The sequence below is a fragment of the Micromonospora sp. WMMA1947 genome, from assembly GCF_027497355.1.
Taxonomy (GTDB): Bacteria; Actinomycetota; Actinomycetes; order Mycobacteriales; family Micromonosporaceae; genus Micromonospora.
Genome location: NZ_CP114909.1, coordinates 689,586 through 702,746 on the forward strand (window position 1 = coordinate 689,586; position 13,161 = coordinate 702,746).

At 73.6% G+C, this 13,161-nt stretch carries 17 protein-coding genes; 8 read left to right on the plus strand and 9 right to left on the minus strand.

The window, feature by feature from the left end; genetic code table 11:
• The first annotated feature begins 55 nt into the window (after positions 1-55).
• Entirely contained in the window at positions 56-661 is a 606-nt protein-coding gene (locus O7604_RS03235; RefSeq protein WP_013284457.1) for a sigma-70 family RNA polymerase sigma factor, read from the plus strand.
• Entirely contained in the window at positions 615-1,385 is a 771-nt protein-coding gene (locus tag O7604_RS03240) for an anti-sigma factor (protein ID WP_281578816.1), read from the plus strand. Before O7604_RS03235 ends, O7604_RS03240 begins: the two co-directional genes overlap by 47 nt.
• Positions 1,386-1,482: 97 nt before the next feature.
• Here the strand turns inward: O7604_RS03240 and O7604_RS03245 are convergent, their stop codons facing one another.
• From O7604_RS03245 to O7604_RS03260, 4 genes are all read right to left on the minus strand, one after another.
• Positions 1,483-2,442, minus strand: coding sequence for an electron transfer flavoprotein subunit alpha/FixB family protein (locus O7604_RS03245; protein WP_281578817.1), 960 nt, complete (start codon positions 2,440-2,442; stop codon positions 1,483-1,485).
• A 12-nt stretch (positions 2,443-2,454) separates the two neighbouring features.
• Entirely contained in the window at positions 2,455-3,234 is a 780-nt protein-coding gene (locus O7604_RS03250; RefSeq protein ID WP_269701652.1) for an electron transfer flavoprotein subunit beta/FixA family protein, read from the minus strand.
• A gap of 177 nt (positions 3,235-3,411) precedes the next feature.
• Positions 3,412-3,816: a hypothetical protein gene (locus O7604_RS03255; RefSeq protein WP_269701654.1), complete on the minus strand. Its 405-nt coding sequence runs from the start codon at positions 3,814-3,816 to the stop codon at positions 3,412-3,414.
• A gap of 2 nt (positions 3,817-3,818) precedes the next feature.
• Positions 3,819-4,616, minus strand: a complete 798-nt coding sequence (locus O7604_RS03260) for a GNAT family N-acetyltransferase (protein WP_281578818.1) — start codon at positions 4,614-4,616, stop codon at positions 3,819-3,821.
• Between the two features lie 41 nt (positions 4,617-4,657).
• Here O7604_RS03260 and O7604_RS03265 point away from each other — a divergent pair, with 41 nt between their 5' ends.
• From O7604_RS03265 to O7604_RS03275, 3 genes are read left to right on the plus strand one after another with little or no spacing between them, the layout of a single operon-like run.
• On the plus strand, positions 4,658-5,044 hold the full coding sequence (locus tag O7604_RS03265) for a DUF202 domain-containing protein (RefSeq protein ID WP_269701658.1): 387 nt from the start codon (positions 4,658-4,660) through the stop codon (positions 5,042-5,044).
• The gene (locus tag O7604_RS03270; RefSeq protein ID WP_269701659.1) at positions 5,041-5,340 is read left to right on the plus strand and encodes a DUF202 domain-containing protein; all 300 of its coding nucleotides are present in this window, start codon (positions 5,041-5,043) and stop codon (positions 5,338-5,340) included. The genes O7604_RS03265 and O7604_RS03270 overlap by 4 nt, the downstream gene beginning before the upstream one ends.
• 26 nt (positions 5,341-5,366) lie before the next feature.
• Positions 5,367-5,765, plus strand: a complete 399-nt coding sequence (locus O7604_RS03275; protein WP_269701661.1) for a PLD nuclease N-terminal domain-containing protein — start codon at positions 5,367-5,369, stop codon at positions 5,763-5,765.
• Positions 5,766-5,820: 55 nt separating this feature from the next.
• On the opposite strand, the gene O7604_RS03280 is transcribed toward O7604_RS03275, so the two are convergent.
• Together O7604_RS03280 and O7604_RS03285 are read right to left on the minus strand one after the other, a co-directional pair.
• Complete coding sequence (locus tag O7604_RS03280; RefSeq protein WP_269701662.1) at positions 5,821-7,443, minus strand: acetolactate synthase; 1,623 nt, start codon at positions 7,441-7,443, stop codon at positions 5,821-5,823.
• A gap of 70 nt (positions 7,444-7,513) precedes the next feature.
• Positions 7,514-8,287 (minus strand): enoyl-CoA hydratase-related protein, encoded by a 774-nt coding sequence (locus O7604_RS03285; RefSeq protein WP_269701663.1) that lies wholly within the window; start codon positions 8,285-8,287, stop codon positions 7,514-7,516.
• 131 nt (positions 8,288-8,418) lie between these two features.
• On the opposite strand from O7604_RS03285, the gene O7604_RS03290 reads away from it, so the two are divergent.
• Positions 8,419-8,967: a DUF6232 family protein gene (locus O7604_RS03290; RefSeq protein WP_269701664.1), complete on the plus strand. Its 549-nt coding sequence runs from the start codon at positions 8,419-8,421 to the stop codon at positions 8,965-8,967.
• On the opposite strand, the gene O7604_RS03295 is transcribed toward O7604_RS03290, so the two are convergent.
• Positions 8,913-9,323 (minus strand): nuclear transport factor 2 family protein, encoded by a 411-nt coding sequence (locus O7604_RS03295; RefSeq protein ID WP_269701665.1) that lies wholly within the window; start codon positions 9,321-9,323, stop codon positions 8,913-8,915. The two genes, O7604_RS03290 and O7604_RS03295, sit on opposite strands and share 55 nt — an antisense overlap.
• 58 nt (positions 9,324-9,381) lie before the next feature.
• Between O7604_RS03295 and O7604_RS03300 the strand changes: the two genes are divergently transcribed.
• On the plus strand, positions 9,382-9,864 hold the full coding sequence (locus O7604_RS03300) for a DUF6232 family protein (RefSeq protein ID WP_269701667.1): 483 nt from the start codon (positions 9,382-9,384) through the stop codon (positions 9,862-9,864).
• Positions 9,865-9,870: 6 nt separating this feature from the next.
• On the opposite strand, the gene O7604_RS03305 is transcribed toward O7604_RS03300, so the two are convergent.
• Positions 9,871-11,361 carry an alpha/beta fold hydrolase gene (locus O7604_RS03305; protein ID WP_269701669.1) on the minus strand — a complete coding sequence of 497 codons (1,491 nt, stop codon included), beginning with the start codon at positions 11,359-11,361 and terminating at the stop codon, positions 9,871-9,873.
• A gap of 95 nt (positions 11,362-11,456) precedes the next feature.
• On the opposite strand from O7604_RS03305, the gene O7604_RS03310 reads away from it, so the two are divergent.
• The gene (locus tag O7604_RS03310; RefSeq protein WP_269701670.1) at positions 11,457-12,221 is read left to right on the plus strand and encodes a hypothetical protein; all 765 of its coding nucleotides are present in this window, start codon (positions 11,457-11,459) and stop codon (positions 12,219-12,221) included.
• Between the two features lie 45 nt (positions 12,222-12,266).
• On the opposite strand, the gene O7604_RS03315 is transcribed toward O7604_RS03310, so the two are convergent.
• A complete protein-coding gene (locus O7604_RS03315) occupies positions 12,267-13,160 on the minus strand; it encodes a ribokinase (RefSeq protein ID WP_281578819.1) in 894 nt (297 codons plus the stop codon).
• Position 13,161: the final 1 nt, after the last annotated feature.

A 13,161-nucleotide genomic window follows, 5' to 3' on the forward strand; every position in this document is an offset into this window, starting at 1 on the left:
GGCGGTGGCTGTGGGAGTTACAGTCGGGCATGCCCCACGGAAGGCGAGCCGCCCGGTGACGGCGGCGAGGCAGGGCCCCGAACCGCCGGGCGAGGACGACCTCGCCACCCGGTTCCGCGACGGCGACGAGGCGGCCCTGCGAGAGGCGTACGACAGGTACGGGCGAGCGGTGCTGCACCTGGCCACCACGACGCTTGTGAACCGCAGCGACGCCGAAGACGTGACCCAGGCGACGTTCGTCGCCGCCTGGCTCGGCCGGGAGACGTTCGACCCGGCGAAAGGCTCACTGGTCGGCTGGCTGCTCGGGATCGGGCGGCGCAAGGTGGTCGACCGGATCCGGGCCTCGGCCCGGGAGACGCGCGTGGTCGAGACGGTGAAGCAACTGCCGGAGCCGGTCTCGACCGGTCCCGACCCGGACACCGTTGTCGACCGGCTGGTGGTCGCCGACGAGCTGGCCCGGCTCCCCGACGAACAGCGTCGGATGCTCGAGCTGGCGTTCTACGACGACCTGACACACCAGCAGATCGCGGCGGTGACCGGCGTGCCGTTAGGCACTGTCAAGAGTCACATCAGACGCGGCATGCAGAGCCTGAAACGCAGATGGGAGGTGGACGGTGCAGCACCTGGACCACGACCGGCTGGTCTTTCTGGCGCTCGGTGAGAGCGAGGCGGCTGACGGCGAGGCCACCCATCTGGACACCTGCGACCACTGCCGGGGCGAGGTGGAGACACTCCAGCACGTCGCCGGGCTCGGCGCGGGCACCCAGGGTCTGGCCGATCTGCCCGACCCGCCGGAGCACATCTGGCAGGGCATCATGGCCGAGGTCCGGGCCGCCGAGCAGCTGCCGGCGCTGACCGAGCGGCGCCTGCCGCGCCCGGCCGACCCGGTGGAGCCGGCCGCCGTACCCGTCGTCGCACGTCGTCCGCGCCGCGGCCGGCGCCGGCCGGGGTGGGCGACCACGGCGGTCACCGCCGCCGCTGCCGCGGTGATCGGTGTGGCGGGCACCGCAGCGGTGCTCGGCGGTGGCGGCGAGCCCGCCGATCCGCAGCCGCAGGTGCTGGCCAGCGCGCCGCTCGCGGCGTTCGGGTCGACACCGAAGGAGGCCTCCGGCGACGCGCGGGTGCTCGGTGACAACCGATTGCATCTGCACGTGACGAATCTCCCGACCGTTCCGGGGTACTACGAGGTCTGGCTGATCGATCCGAACACGATGGAAATGTTCTCCGTGGGTACGCTGAGCAACGGATCAGGGGACGCGCTCCTGCCGATTCCCCCGAACGTCGACCTGCGCACCTACACCGTGGTCGACATCAGCGCGGAGCAGTACGACAACAAGCCCGCCCACTCCGGCGACAGCCTGCTGAGGGGCACCCTGACGGGCTGATCGGCGGGCCGGCTCAGCTCCCCGGCCCGCCGATCAGCTCCCCACGAGAAAGGCCGCCGCCCGGTGCACCGGGCGGCGGCCTTCTGTCACGCGACGCTCACTTGCGCTTGCGGATCTCCTCGGCGGCCTGCGGGACGACCTTGAACAGGTCGCCGACGACGCCGTAGTCGGCCAGCTCGAAGATCGGCGCCTCGGCGTCCTTGTTCACCGCGACGATGGTCTTCGAGGTCTGCATGCCGGCCCGGTGCTGGATCGCGCCGGAGATGCCCAGCGCGACGTAGAGCTGCGGGGAGACCGTCTTGCCGGTCTGGCCGACCTGGAACTGGTGCGGGTAGTAGCCGGAGTCGACCGCCGCGCGGGACGCGCCGACCGCGCCGCCGAGCAGGTCGGCCATCTCCTCGACCAGCTTGAAGTTGTCGGCGTTGCCGACACCGCGACCGCCGGAGACGACGACCGACGCCTCGGTCAGCTCGGGGCGGGAGCCCTTCTGCTCGGCGACCCGCTCGACGACCTTGGCGAGCTTGTCCGCGTCGGTGACCGACACGGTGAGCTGCTCGACGGCCGGGGTCGCCGCGGCCGGGGCCGGGGCGAGCGAGTTCGGCCGGACGGTGACCAGCGGCAGGCCCTTGGTGACCTTGGACTTGACGATGGTGGAGCCGGCGAACGCGACCTGGGTCGCGGTGCCGTCGGCGGCCAGGCCGACCACGTCGGTCAGGATGCCGTTGTCCAGCTTGACCGCGAGGCGGGCGGCGATCTCCTTGCCCTCCTGCGACGAGGCGAGCAGCACGGCGGCGGGCTGGACCCGCTTGACCAGCTCGGCGACCACGGTGGCCTTCGGGGCGACCAGGTAGCCGTCGATCTCCTCACCCTCGGCGGCGTAGATCTTCTCCGCGCCGTACTCGCCCAGCTTGGCGCTCAGCGCCTCGGCGGCACCGGCGCCACCGAGGACGACGGCGCTCGGGGTGCCCAGCTCGCGGGCGAGGGTGAGCATCTCGAGGGTGACCTTCTTGACGCCGAACTCCTTGGTGGCTTCGACGACGACGAGAACCTCAGACATGTCCCAGACCTCTCACACGAACTTCTCGGTGGCGAGGAACTCGACCAGCTTCACGCCGCCGTCGCCCTCGTCGGTGATCTTCTCGCCGCCGGAGCGCGGCGGGCGCTTGGAGTGCTCGACCACGGCGCTGGTGGCGCCGTCGAAGCCCACCTCGGCCGGGGCCACACCCAGGTCGCCCAGGGAGAGCGTCTGCACCGGCTTCTTCTTGGCGGCCATGATGCCCTTGAAGGACGGGTAGCGCGGCTCGTTGATGGTGTCCCAGACGGAGACCACGGCCGGGGTCGAGGCGGTGACCACCTCGTAGCCCTCCTCGGTCTGCCGCTCGACGGTCAGGCTGGACCCGTCGACGGTGAGCTTGCGCGCGCCGGTCAGGGCGGCCACGCCCAGCCGCTCGGCGATCATGTGCGGCATGACCTGCACCCGGCCGTCGGTCGACTCGGCGCCGCAGATGACCAGGTCGGCGTTGAGCTGCCCGAGGGCGGCGGCGAGCACCTTCGAGGTGGCCACCGCGCAGGAGCCGTGCAGGGCGTCGTCCACCACGTGGACGGCCTTGTCCGGGCCCATGGAGAGCGCCTTGCGGATCGACTCGGTCGCCCGGTCCGGACCCATGGTCAGGATGGTGACCTCGCCGCCGTGCGCCTCCTTGATCTTCAACGCCTCCTCGATGGCGTACTCGTCCATCTCGTTGATGACGTTGTTCGCCGAACCGCGGTCGACGGTGTTGTCGTCAGAACGCAGGTTGCGGTCCGCGCCCGAATCGGGCACCTGCTTGACGAGTACGACGATGTTCATCGCGCTTCGACGACCCTCCTGTTTGGTGTAGCGATCACTCGCCCGGTCACGGGCGCAGCCTCCCGCGTGACGCAACGTGGGTCAACCGCGGGCAGCTGTGCACTTCCCCACGAGCGCAATGTTACCCGCAAGTAGCATGGCCGCCCCCGCGGCCCGGAGTGACGCAACTCACCACCGTCACGCCGCCTCGGTCAGCGCCTGCCGGATCTTCTCGATCGCCGCCGCCTCGGCCGGCTCGATCCCCCGGTGTGCCTGCGCCACCCGATCCGCCGCGGCCAGCACCACCGACCGGTACGTCTCGACGTCACCCGGCGACTTGGCGCGCAGGATCTCCACCGACCGGCCCAGCGCGGGCAGCACCACCGACTCGACCTCCAGGGCCGAGTCCCGGGGGAGCTGCGGCAGCGGCCCGGTGGTGAGCGCCTCCTTGACCACGCCCCCCACCTCGGCGAGCGCGCCGGAGGCGGCGAAGCTCTCCCGCACCATGGCCAGCACGCCCGGTACGGCGTTGGAGACCAGGAACACGGCACCGAACGCGCCGGTCTTCAGGGTGAGCCGCTCGTCCGCCGTCAACCGTTCCATGATCACGGAGTGTAGACGTACGGCGTGGAGGTGGTGACCGCAACGAGCCCGAGCCGCTCGAGGATGGGCCGGCTGTCCGGCGAGCAGTCCACCTGCAGCAGCGTCTTGCCGCGCTGCTGCGCCAGCCGCGCCCGGTACGCCACGAGCGCCCGGTAGATGCCCTTCTTTCGCCACTGCGGCAGCGTCGAGCCGCCCCAGAGGCTGGCGAAGCCGGTGCCGCGCTGGTAGCGGATCCAGCCCGCGCTGACCACGGTCTCCCCCGCCTCGGCCACCACGATCGTGATCGACTGCGGATCGGCCTCGATCTCCCGGGCCAGCCCGTACACCAGGTGGCTGCGGTCCTCCCGCCAGACCTCCTCCTCCATGGCGGCGATCCGCTCCAGGTCGGCCCGGCTGGTGACCTCACGCAGGCGTACCCCCTCGGAGAGGACCGGGACGGCGGCGGCGAGTGGCGCGACCGGGCCGACCACTACCGTCTCCTGGTCCTCCGGCACGAACCCGGCGGCGCGCAGCCGGTCGCCCAGGTCGGCCGGCTCGTCGTGACCGGCGAGCTTCCACTCGACCGCCTCGCCCCGGGCCCGGAAGACCTCGACCTGCCGGGCGATCAGCGCGTCCAGCTCGGCGCCGGCCAGCCCGTCGAGCGTCCGGTAGGTGAGGAAGCCCCGGTGGTCGAGGCCCAGCACGCGGAACAGCGGTCCGTCCCGCTCCACCGTCACCCCGTCCGGCAGCGGGTCCGGCAGCTCCGGTCGGATCTGGGCGTCGTAGGCGTCGCGCAGCTCGCGCGCGTCAAGATCGGTCATCCCCCCAGGCTAGGCGCGGGGCAAAGCGGATAATCGGCAGCGTGTGGGAGTCGATCAAGAGCTGGTTCGACCCGCGTGAGCTGCGTTCGGTCGGCACCCCGCCGGACTACCGCTTCTCGCTGGCGAACGAACGGACCTTCCTGGCCTGGCTGCGAACAGGGCTCGCGCTGGTGGCCGGCGGGCTGGCCGCCGCCCAGTTCCTCCCGCCGCTGCGCCTGGCCCACCTGCGCGAGGCGCTCGCGATCGCGCTGCTGCTGCTCGGCGCGGCCGTCTCGATCCGGGCCGTCGACCACTGGGCGCGCACCGAACGCGCCATGCGGCTGAACGAGGAGTTGCCCGCGTCCCGCTTCCCGGCCGTGCTGGCGCTCGTCGTCGCGATCGGTGCGCTGCTGCTGGTGGCCGCCGTGCTGCTGGGTGGCGCAGGGTGATCCGTGACCCCGGCCTGCAACCCGAGCGCACCCGGCTGGCCTGGCGGCGGACGCTGCTCACGCTGACCGCGGTGCTGCTGCTGCAGCTGCGGCAGGCGTTCACCGGCCGCGTCCTCGACGCGCTGCTGACCGGGGCGGCGCTCCTGGTCTGGCTCGCCGTGCTGGTGGTGACGTGGCACCGGGCCACCGGCACCGGACCGCGCCGGTTCGACAGCTGGTCGGTGCCGCTGACCGCGCTCGGCGCGGCCGGGCTGGCAGCGCTCGGTGTGGCGCACGTACTCGGCGGGGTGCGCTGACGAGCGGCGGTGAGCCATCATGAGGCATGGCCCGCCTCTACGTGCTGCTCTTCCTGGTCCAGATCGTCCTCGCCGTGTGCGCGCTGATCAGCTGCCTCTCCGCCGACGAGGAGAAGGTCAAGGCGCTGCCCCGGATGATCTGGGTGCTGATCATTCTCTTCTTCCCGCTGGTCGGCTCGATCGCCTGGTTCCTCGTGGGCCGTGAGCGCCCGGCCGGGGCCGCCGGTGTCACCGGGACGACCCGTCCCGCCGCGCCGGCCCGCCGGCCGCTCGCCCCGGACGACGACCCGGAGTTCCTCGCCTCGCTCGACGAGCGGTCCCGCCGCGAGGACCAGGAACGGCTGCGGCTTTGGGAGGAGGACCTGCGCCGCCGGGAGGAGGAGCTGCGGGGCCGCCCGGACGACAGGGACCGCCCCGAGGTCTGACACGCGCCGCGGGCCGTCCGCCGGTCCCCCGGCGGACGGCCCGCACGCGCCGTGTTCAGGCCAGGTTCGACGACCGGGGGTACGCGTCGGCCGGGTCGGTCAGCACGTTCACCAGGTACGGCACGCCCGAGTCGAACGCGCGCCCCAGCGCGGGCCCGAGGTCGGCGGCCTTCTCCACCGTCTCGCCCGCGCCGCCCAGCGCCTCGACCACCTTGTCGTAGCGCAGCCCCGGCTGGAGGTCGGCGGCCACGTCGTAGCCGTACATCGCGCGCATCGGGTGCTTCTCCAGCCCCCAGATGCCGTTGTTGCCGACCACGATCACCACCGGCAGCTTCTGCCGGACCAGCGACTCCACGTCCATCAGCGAGAAGCCGGCCGCGCCGTCGCCCATCAGCACGCAGATCTGCCGGTCCGGGTGGCTGACCCGGGCGCCCATCGCGTAGCCCATGCCGGTGCCGAGGCACCCGTACGGGCCGGGGTCGAGCCAGGTGCCGGGCTGGGCCGGCTCCAGGTACCGACCGGCGTACGACACGAAGTCGCCGCCGTCGCCGATGGTGATGGCGTCCGGGGCGAGCGCCTTGCGAAGCTCGCCGTAGACCCGGGCCGGGCGGATCGGGTCGCTCTCGGCGGCCATCTCCTCCGCGTCGCGGGCCTTCGCCGCGTCCTCGGCGGTCCGCAGCTCGGCGATCCAGTCGGCGTGGTCGGCCCGGTCACCGGCGTGGTCGGCGAACGCGCCGAGGATCAGCCGCAGGTCACCGGCCGGCGCGGCGGCCGGCTGCACGTGCCCGGCGCGCTGGCTGGGCGCGTCCACCACGTGCACGACCTGGGCGTCGCCGAAGTCGCCGAAGGAGAGCCGGAAGTCCAGCGGGGTGCCGATCACCACGACCACGTCGGCGCCCTTGAGCGCGACCCGGCGGGCCTTGGCGAAGGCGAGCGGGTGCTCCGGCGGCAGCGCGCCCCGGCCCATCCCGTTGGTGAACACCGGCACCCGCAGCGACTCGGCGGCGGCACGCAGCGCCTCGACGGCGTCGCCCGCGTACACGTCGGAGCCGGCGATGATCACCGGCCGGGACGCGCCGGCGATCAGGCGGGCCGCCTTCGCGACCTCGTCCGGGTCCGGCTCGATCGGCGCCGGCGGCGTGACCGCCGGCAGGTCGGCGTCACCGACGGAGAAGACCGCCTCCAGCGGGAAGTCCAGGAACACCGGGCCCCGGTGCGGGGTGAGCGCGGTGGTCAGCGCCGCCGACACCGCGCGCGGGATGTCGTCGGCGCTGAACACCGTCTCGGCGTGCTTGGTCACCGGCGCGACGAGCGGCAGGTGGTCCATCTCCTGGAGGCTGCCCGAGCCCCAGCGGAACTGCGGGGCCCGCCCGCCGAGCACCAGCACCGGCGAGGCGTTGAAGAACGCGCTGGTCAGGCCGGAGACGCCGTTGGTGACGCCGGGGCCGGCGGTGAGCACGGCCAGGCCGGGGCGGCGCTGGAGCTTGGCCACCGCCTCGGCGGCGAACACGGCGGACTGCTCGTGCCGCACGTCGTAGAGGGGGAAGCCCGCCTTGTGGGCGGCGTCGTAGAGCGGGAAGACGTGCCCGCCGGAGAGCGTGAACATCTCCCGTACGCCGTGCGCCCGTAGTGCCGCGAGCGCCAGATCGCCGCCGTGGCCCTCGACCCGTTCCGTCATGCCATTCCCCTTCATCGACCGACCGGGGTCACGTTACTGGCCGGTACAGCAGATGTGAACAGCCCTCGCGTCAGCGGCCGGTGAAGCCCGGCTTGCGCTTCTCCACGAACGCGGTCATGCCCTCGCGCCGGTCGTCGGTGGCGAACAGCGCCGCGAAGAGCTGACTCTCCCACGCCAGGCCCGAGGTGAGGTCCATGTCCAGACCCGCGTCCACCGCTGCCTTCGCCGCCCGCAGCGCCTGCGCCGGCCCGGTCAGGAACGGCTTCACGTACGCCACCGCGGCGTCGTAGACCTCGGCGGCCGGGACCACCCGGTCGGCCAGGCCGATCCGCAGCGCCTCGGCGGCGTCGATCATCCGCCCGGTCATGATCAGGTCCTTGGCGCGGGCCGGACCGACCAGCCGGGCCAGTCGCTGGGTGCCACCGGCGCCCGGGATGATGCCGAGCTTGATCTCCGGCTGGCCGAGCTTGGCGTCCTCGGCGACGATCCGCCAGTCGCAGGCCAGCGCCAGCTCGCAGCCGCCGCCGAGCGCGTACCCGGTGATCGCGGCCACGACCGGCTTGGGGATACGGGAGATCGCGCCGAGCGCGCTGGACAGGTCGGCGGCACGCTCCGCCATGTCCACGTAGGACATGTCGGCCATCTCCTTGATGTCCGCGCCGGCCGCGAAGACCTTCTCGCCGCCGTACACGATCACGGCGCGGACCTCGGCGTCGGCGGTGGCCGCCGACGCGGCGGCGCGCAACTCCTCCTGCACCTGGGTGTTGAGCGCGTTCATCGGCGGCCGCTCCAGCCGGATGGTGCCGATGCCGTCCTTCACTTCCAGCCTGACGAACTCGCCCACGCTGCCCTCACTTCCTCGTCGAAGTCGCGTGCCAACCTTACGGCTCGCCTCGTTGGGGTAGACAGTGTGGTGTCGGCGACTCCCCAGGTCGCCGCCGGAGTCGCCGCCGCCCCGCCACCGGGAGTGAGGTCATGATCACCTACTTCGACGACCGATCCGTCCAGGTCACCTCCACGGCGGTACGGGTGGACGGGCGCACCTACCCGCTCGCCGAACTGACCACCGTGTGGCACCGGCGGGGCGAACGCTCGTGGCGGGTGCTCGCCGGGCGCGGCGCGATCGGGGCCGCGATGGCCGGGCCGCTGGTCACCGCCGTGCTGGGCATCGGGCTGGCCGTGTGGCTGCGAAGCTCGGCGGTGGTCACCATCGCCATCGTCGGGATCTCGGTGCTGATCGGCCTGGCCGTCGGGCCGGTGGCCGACTTCCTCTTCGAGTACCTGGACCGCTCCTACGCCCGGGGCAGCCGGGAGATGGAGATGTGGGCCGAATGGCGCGGCCGGCCGGTGCGGCTGCTGCACACCCGCGACGCGATGCGCTTCGGCCAGATCTACCGGGCGGTGCAGCGGGCCATGGAGAGCCTGCCCGCCGGCCCTCGCCGGAGCGCGCCGGGCCCTGCCGCGCCCGGTCAGAACGTGATCGGCTCGTCCGGCAGGAGGCCGAGCCCGCGCAACAGGCCATAGGTGTCCTGCTCGCCCCAGAACTGCACGATCCGGCCACCGGCCAGGCGGTACATCTTGCAGGCGCTCTGCACCGTGGTCGCCCCGGTGGCGTCCCGCCGGTACGTCTGCGCCAGCGACACCACCACCCGGTCCCCGGCCGCGAAGATCTCCTGGATCTCCTGGTCGAGCACGGTCAGGCCGGGCGAGGAGACGGCGGCCTCGGGGTAACGCCGGCCGCGTACCGCGCTGCCGGAGCCGTAGATCTCCACGTCCTCGTCGACCACCTCGGCCAGTTCGGCCAGGTCCTTCGTGACGAAGGTGCGCAGGTAGCGCTTGACCACCTCGACGTTGCGCGCCTGCTCGTCACCGGCCGTCATACCGTCACCCTACCGACGTTCGACCGTCCGGTGTCGACACGCGCGGTTAGGCTGATTCATGGTCCTCTATTACCGGGACGACACCGTGCAGGTCACCTCCGAGGCGATCCACGCGGGCGGTCAGGCCGTCGCGCTCGCCGACGTCACGTACGTCTGGCACGCGCGCGGCACCACCACACTTGCCGTCCGAGGGCGGGTGCTGGGCCGCGGCGTGCTGGTCCTGCTGCTGTCGCTGCCGCCGCTCGTCGCCGTGGTCTGCGTGCTCTCGCTGGCCTGGTCCGCGCAGGACCGCGGCGAGTGGAGACTGGCCCTGATCATCCTGGCCGCGTTCGTGGTGGTGGGACTGGCCCTCACCCCGTTCCTGGAGGTGCCGCTCGGCTGGCTGGACCGCTCCTACGAGCGCGGCAACCGGGTGCACGAACTCTGGGTCCAGCACCACGGCCGGGAGACGCTGCTGGTCCGTACGCCGGACGCGCTGCGGTTCGGGCAGATCTACCGGGCCGTGCAACGCGCCGTGGAACAGCAGACCGACCGCAGGTAGCACCCGTCAGGCCAGGGGCAGCGTGGTCGCCGTCGGCCAGGCCAGCAGCACCGCCCCGAGCGACGGCGCCAGCCACCACGGCACGGCCCGGCGGCGCAGCACCGCGGCCCAGGCCGCCTGCCAGGCCACCAGCGCGGCGAACAGCGGCACCACCAGCAGCACGAACCCGGGCGCCAGACCGATCACCGCGGCCACGGCGAGCACCAGCACGGCGATCCCGCCGGTGGCCGCGTAACGGACGGAGTGGCCGTCCGCGAGCCGCTCGGCGCCGAGCAGGAAGACCAGGCAGCAGAACGTCACCAGGGGCAGCAGCCACCAGCGCGCCCCGACCGGCACGGTCGAGGTGAGACCGAGATGAAGCGGCAGGGCGACGGCGAGCACCGCGTACCCGAGGAGCACGACGGCGACGACGGCGGACCGTACGCCACCCCCGGCCTCCTGTGTCCGGCCGGATTGCGCGAAGCGCGCCGCGGCAGCGAGCAGCACGCCGGTGAGCAGCAGGAACACCGCCACGTATCCGCCCACGGCGAGCGGTAGCCGGGCGGTAGGCAGCAGCGCGGCGAGTACGGCGCCCAGCCCGGCCGCCGGCACCGTCGCGGCGAGCCACCGCCCGGTACGCGGACCGCCGGCGACCGTCCCGGCCCGGCGCGTCCCGGCCCCGTGCGTCAGCAACGCCACCAGTGGTACGAAGCCCAGCGCGAGCCCTGCCAGCAGCAGCCCGGCGCCGCCCGGCCGGGTCAGCGGGGACAGTGGCAGCCCGCCGGCAGGGTTCGGCAGCGCGTGCAGAACCGCGGCGTGCGTACGCGGCGCGAACAGCACCGACACGTGCTCGACGCCGGGCGCCACCACCCGCGTGCGGGTGCCCGGCGCCGCGTCCCGTGACGCCTCGTCGACCGCCTGGCGGAAACCGGCGAACTCCAGCCCGCCGACCACGAGCGTCAGCTTCCCCGGCCAGCCCGCCGGTACGTCGCTGCCGTCGGGCAGCGAGATCGCCACGGCCCGGTCGATCTCCGGATGCGCGACCGCGTACCGGACGACAGCACCCGCGCCCATCGAGTGCCCGACCAGGACGATCCGGTCCGGGTCGACGCCGGGACGCCCGCGCAGCCAGGCGACCGCCACGTCCAGGTCGTGCCGCAGCGCCGCCCGGCTGCGTTCCTCGTCCCGGCCCGCGCCCGGTAGCCGGGAGCTGCTAGCACCGTGCCCGGCGAAGTCGAGCAGCACCGCGATCCCGCCCCGGCGGGCCACCGAGTCGGCCAGCGGCCGCATCAGCCGGGCGGACCCGGCGAAGCCGTGCGCGATCACCACCCCGGGCCGCCGGTCCCCGCTCGCACCGTCGGCCCGTACCTCGGTCAGCGGCACCCCGGCCACCGTCGCCCGCCGGGTGGTCAGACCGGCGTCGGCGCGGGCCAGGAGCAGGGCGCCGAGGACGACCGCGAGCAGCGCGACCACGCCGCAGGCGAGCAGTCGCCGCGACGCCGGGCCGGGGGTGGGCATGTCCGGCACCCTACGCCGCACCGGAAGCCCGGCGTGACCGACGCCGCCCGGCAGCCACCGGGCGGCGCTGGCCCCGACGCCGCACACTGGATGCCATGGCGATCCCTCTCCCCCGGCCCGGCGCCCTGCTCGGCCTCACCCGTACCGCAGTGGACCAGGCGCTCGGCTCGGCCGTCACGATGGCTTCGGTGCCCGCTCGCGCCTTCGCCGTTCTCGACCAGGTGGAGGCGCTGGTCCGGCGGATCGACGGGGTGGTCGACCGGATCGAGGGCACGCTCGACCGCACGGACCGGGTGCTCACCGACGCCGAGGCGGCGGTCCGCGAGGTGGCGGTGATCAGCGCCGCCGCCACCGGCGCGATCGAGACGGCGACCGAGGTGACCGCCGCGGCGACGGTGGTGGTCGGCGAGGCGCAGCAGGTCTCCGCGGCGGCGGCCACCGTGGTCGGCGAGGCGGACCGGGTGGCCCGCAGCGCGGCCGGTGTGGTGACCGAGGCGGAGACGGTGACCGCGCGGGCGGCGGGCACCCTGGCGACCGCCGAGAAGGCGACGGGCGTGGCGAACGAGTTGCTGGCCGCGTACGAGGCGACGCTGCGCCGGGCCGCGCCGATGGCGGCGCGCTTCGTGGAGCAGCTCAGCCCGGAGGAGGTGACCGCCGCGATCCGCCTGGTGGACGAGTTGCCGAAGCTCAAGGACCACCTCACCTCGGACGTGCTGCCGATCCTGGCCACGCTGGACCGGGTCGGCCCGGACCTGCACGACCTGCTGGACGTCACGCGTGATCTCAAGCTCGCGGTCGCCGGCATCCCCGGGCTCGGCATGCTGCGCCGCCGCGGCGAACGCCTCACCGACGACGTGTAAGGAAGGGCCCCTTCTTAACGCCTCCGGTAGTAAAAGGGGCCCTTCCTAACACTCGAACAGCTCGTCGATCTCCGCGCGGTGCGGCAGCGCCACCGAGGCGCCGAGCTTGCGCACGCACGCCGCACCGGCCGCCGCCGCCCAGCGCACCGCGTCGGCCAGGTCCCGCCCCTCGCCCCAGGCCACCGCGAGCGCGGCGGTGAACGCGTCCCCGGCGGCGGTCGAGTCGACCACATTCACCGGTACCGCCGGCACGTGCGTCGCCGGCCGCTCCCGGTCGACGTACCAGGCGCCGTCGCCGCCGAGCGTGAGCACCGCCCGGGGCACCAGGTCCAGCAGCGCCGCCGGCTCGTCCCGGCCGCGACCGGTCAGCGCCTGCGCCTCCGGCTCGTTCACCACGAGCAGGTCGGTCGCCGCCAGCAGCTCGGCCGGCACCGACCGGGCCGGCGCGGCGTTGAGCACCACCCGGGTGCCCGCGGCCCGGGCCGCCAGCGCCGCCTCGGTCACCGTCTCGACCGGCACCTCCAGCTGCGCGACCAGCACGTCCGCATCGCGTACGGCGGAGAGCTCGTCGGCGGTCAACGACGTGAACGCGGCGTTCGCGCCGGGGGTGACCAGGATGGCGTTCTCCCCCGCGCCGCCGACCATGACGAGGGCGACGCCGGACGGCCCGTAGACCACCCGCAGGTGGCCGGTGTCCACGCCCGCGGCTGTCATCCGGGCCCGCAGCGTCACGCCGAACGAGTCGGAGCCGATCGCGCCGAGGAAGACGCAGGAGGCGCCGGCGCGTACCGCGGCGACCGCCTGGTTGGCGCCCTTGCCGCCGGGCAGCATGACGAAGTCGTCGCCCAGCACCGTCTCACCGGGCCGGGGCAGCGCGGCGCCGATGCCGACGAGGTCCATGTTGGCGCTGCCCACGACGGCGACCCGGGTCTGCGGCACG

Coding starts and splice junctions, on each gene's coding strand:
- O7604_RS03245 (WP_281578817.1), bottom strand. CDS start 2,442: ATGTCTGAGGTTCTCGTCGTCGTCGAAGCCACCAAGGAGTTCGGCGTC.
- O7604_RS03250 (WP_269701652.1), bottom strand. CDS start 3,234: ATGAACATCGTCGTACTCGTCAAGCAGGTGCCCGATTCGGGCGCGGAC.
- O7604_RS03255 (WP_269701654.1), bottom strand. CDS start 3,816: ATGGAACGGTTGACGGCGGACGAGCGGCTCACCCTGAAGACCGGCGCG.
- O7604_RS03260 (WP_281578818.1), bottom strand. CDS start 4,616: ATGACCGATCTTGACGCGCGCGAGCTGCGCGACGCCTACGACGCCCAG.
- O7604_RS03275 (WP_269701661.1), top strand. CDS start 5,367: ATGGCCCGCCTCTACGTGCTGCTCTTCCTGGTCCAGATCGTCCTCGCC.
- O7604_RS03280 (WP_269701662.1), bottom strand. CDS start 7,443: ATGACGGAACGGGTCGAGGGCCACGGCGGCGATCTGGCGCTCGCGGCA.
- O7604_RS03290 (WP_269701664.1), top strand. CDS start 8,419: ATGATCACCTACTTCGACGACCGATCCGTCCAGGTCACCTCCACGGCG.
- O7604_RS03295 (WP_269701665.1), bottom strand. CDS start 9,323: ATGACGGCCGGTGACGAGCAGGCGCGCAACGTCGAGGTGGTCAAGCGC.
- O7604_RS03300 (WP_269701667.1), top strand. CDS start 9,382: ATGGTCCTCTATTACCGGGACGACACCGTGCAGGTCACCTCCGAGGCG.
- O7604_RS03305 (WP_269701669.1), bottom strand. CDS start 11,361: ATGCCCACCCCCGGCCCGGCGTCGCGGCGACTGCTCGCCTGCGGCGTG.
- O7604_RS03310 (WP_269701670.1), top strand. CDS start 11,457: ATGGCGATCCCTCTCCCCCGGCCCGGCGCCCTGCTCGGCCTCACCCGT.